Here is a 2,975-nt window from a genome sequence, read left to right as displayed (position 1 = left end):
GTAACGGTACTGGCCCGTTCCCTGCACCGGCGAACCGTAGATCCCCGCCTTGCGCATCTGGATGTCGATCGCGCGGTTCAGATCGACCAACTCTGCCACCTTGGGATTCAAGGCCGCCATCCGCGCAATGAGCTCGGCGATCGCGTTGGCCTTGCTCATCGTCACGTCCACCATCACCACCGGCGCCTTGGCCACCAATCCCAATGCCACCAGACCTGGACCTACCACACCGTCCACCGCTGCCCCAGCCACTTTCGCAAACGGACCACCCAAGGCAACTGTCAGACGCACCACTGCATTCCGACCGCCCTCTCCGAGCGTTTCCAGCGCGCTGTCGTAGCCGGAAATCAACCCATCCCAAGGCAGTCCTTTCAGGGACGAGGGTTCCAGGCCGCCCTGCGCCACTGAATCCAAGTGCTCCAGTACGGCTTTCTGGTTGTAGCCAAGCGCTCGCAGTATCAGATTGTTCTTTTCTATCCGGCTGGCCGACAGCCACCTTGCATATACCTCCATGCAAGGTTTATATTGCTGCGTATCCTGGATGCATAGCAGCAATGCGTCCACGAACCCCTTGCCCGAATGCGCATTACCCTCATCGTGGTTGCAGTCCAGATGGTCGTAGAGTTGGGCGCTGCACATCCACTGCACATGCGCCAGCGCCAGCGGCCTGGTAACACTATTGTCGTGATCGGCGATTCGTTTTTTCCAGCGCGCCTCCCATTGCTCCAGCCGGAATTTGTCGTACTTGTGCTCATAATCCTCCCACGCATCCCGGCGCGCGGCCGCCATTTGAGCGGGGGTCGGCTTCCTGAAACGCTCGAACATTTCCTCCCGCTGCTTACGGACGCTTGGAAACAGCGCTTCCGCAATCGCTGTGCCGGCCTGAGCGGCGGCGGCTCCGTCTCCGCCCATGTGACCAGGATTCATCATCTGCAGCGCATCACGCTCGCTGCGGTATATCTGGCGATTCTCGGCATCGTCCTGTATGGCTTTCTGAATGTTGCGTATTGCCGCCGAGACCGCCAATGGGCGCGCCTGCTCTCTAGGATCGAGTGCATCTTCCAGATCGACCGCGATCAGGCGCGCCAACTCCATGGTCACCCCCACAGGATCGGCTACCGCGATCAATGCTGGCGGATAGCCCCATTGTTCACCCGCCCGTTGTGCGGCAGCGATTAGGTCGTCCGCTTCTCCGGTCAAGGTTGGTGGCTGATTCAGCGCATGACGAAATGCCTTGTAGGCGGTCACCACCACTTCATCGGGCGAACTGCGGTTCGGCTCCGGAAAATTATACTCAGCCACACAATCCCGGATCCGAGTCAACGAATCCACATTCGGCTGTGCCTTGCCACCGCCATTCACCCAAGCCCCGACGTCGATACAGTGCATGTGCCGTTTGCGAAACGCCTCCACCCGGTGGCGCGCAAGTACCTCGGCCGTCCAGGCAGTGCCGGAAAATGCAACCCAAATACGACCCGCATGCGCCGCATCCGGAATCGTCACGCAACGGGCCAGCGGGACGCTGCCATGCCGAGAGCACGCCACTAAGGGCTCGTCTTCTGCGGTAACAGGCGGTGCTTTGTCGCGGATGTCGAATTCAGTCAGTTCCGACTGCTCAGATACTTGGTAGGCCTTCCATTGCCCACGTACTTCGTTGAAAACGTACAGATAGCCGCTACGCAGCAAACGCAGCGTGTAGCAGGCTGCATTCGCCGGTAACGAGATGTCCTTGACGCCATCAAGGAAAGATCCCGCGACGGGGGGGCCTTAATGTTAATGCTGTCATTGTTCCAGGCCACCGCATACCTGACTGGCAGTATCGGCAAGCCGAACTTGGTACAGTTCGGGCAGTAGTCTTGGCTGGATTGAACGTCCGTCATGGCAATACTCCTATAAGCCCCGGGTCGCTACCAACATTGGATGCGCCTTCCATGCGGCAGGCAGCGACGTAGGACATGCCTTCTGCGTTAACCATGGACAACCGCCGTCTGGTCGCTTCCTGGAAATCCGCATTGGTACCGTTTACCAGCCGCTGTCGTGCATATAGACCCTTGTCAGCGATGTCTTGCAAACCTATCGACGCTGCCTCCACGAGTGCATCGGCCAATTTCAAGGCCATTTCGTCGGTAGGTGGGATATCGCTCTCATCCATTATGTCGCGCAGGCATAGATTGAGCGCATCAAACTGATCGAGCGCCGCCCATTGAGCACTTGTTGGGTTCAGCGAGATCGACGATGGTTGCAATTCTGTTTCCGGACTCGGTTGTGAATGCCATCGACATTCCAGGGTTTCGAACCATGTCCAGCATTGCACAGGCCCCAGAAGCACCGTCATTTGTGCTGGCGTCAGCAGCCAGCGTAGATGACGGAACACGCGTGGATCATGAAAGCGTAACCAAGCCCTCTGGGCACCAGGCCGCGACAGCACCATCTGTCTCCGCAGGTGGGAGGCTAGTAGGGATACATTCGTGGAACAAACCAACAAGGCCGAGAAAAACGGCATATCGTTTTCCAGACTCCAGCGATCCGCGCGCTCCAACAGTTCGAGCCGCCTTCTTTCTGGAAACTTCTTCAATTCAACTAGCAACGGCATCATGCGACGATGCCGATCCCATCCCCTCGGTAACAAGCAGACCGTATCCAGATCTGCATAATGATTCGGCAACACCTGCATGGAATTGACAATTGCATAGTCCTGCACCAGGAATTCGCGATGGCCCAATCGTTCCATTTGCTTCAACCCAGGCCGACCAAAGCGCCGCCGAACGCATCCGCCTGTTTGGCACTGGGTTCGCAGAACTTGGGCTCGGCCTCCCCGAACACAGGCACCTCGCCACTGGCACTCTGCGCCCCCGCCAACTCCTTCTTGCTGGCCTTGAACTCAACCGTCCCCGGCGCGCCCAGCTCGATGTTGCCGCCCTCGATGCGGATGTAGGCGCCGGCCGCGGTGGCCAGCAGGTGCTTGTTCGGCGCTG

At 58.6% G+C, this 2,975-nt stretch carries 2 protein-coding genes and 1 pseudogene; all 3 read right to left on the bottom strand.

Translation table 11 applies throughout. The annotated features are described in order from the left end of the window. Positions 1–1,743 (bottom strand): annotated as a pseudogene (locus tag LRX76_RS18670) (T6SS effector BTH_I2691 family protein); the annotation flags it as partial. A gap of 133 nt (positions 1,744–1,876) precedes the next feature. Continuing rightward, complete coding sequence (locus LRX76_RS18665; protein WP_231807131.1) at positions 1,877–2,731, bottom strand: DUF4123 domain-containing protein; 855 nt, start codon at positions 2,729–2,731, stop codon at positions 1,877–1,879. 5 nt (positions 2,732–2,736) lie between these two features. Further along, on the bottom strand, positions 2,737–2,975 hold a 239-nt coding region (locus tag LRX76_RS18660), incomplete at its 5' end, for a DUF2345 domain-containing protein (RefSeq protein ID WP_231807130.1).

It is taken from the genome of Stenotrophomonas sp. MMGLT7, from assembly GCF_021168555.1.
Lineage (GTDB): Bacteria > Pseudomonadota > Gammaproteobacteria > Xanthomonadales > Xanthomonadaceae > MMGLT7.
Note: the sequence above shows the minus strand (reverse complement) of the source record. Positions and strands in the feature narration are given on the sequence as shown.

Excerpts from the sequence above, each read along its gene's own strand:
- LRX76_RS18665 (WP_231807131.1), bottom strand. The coding sequence starts at position 2,731 with ATGGAACGATTGGGCCATCGCGAATTCCTGGTGCAGGACTATGCAATT.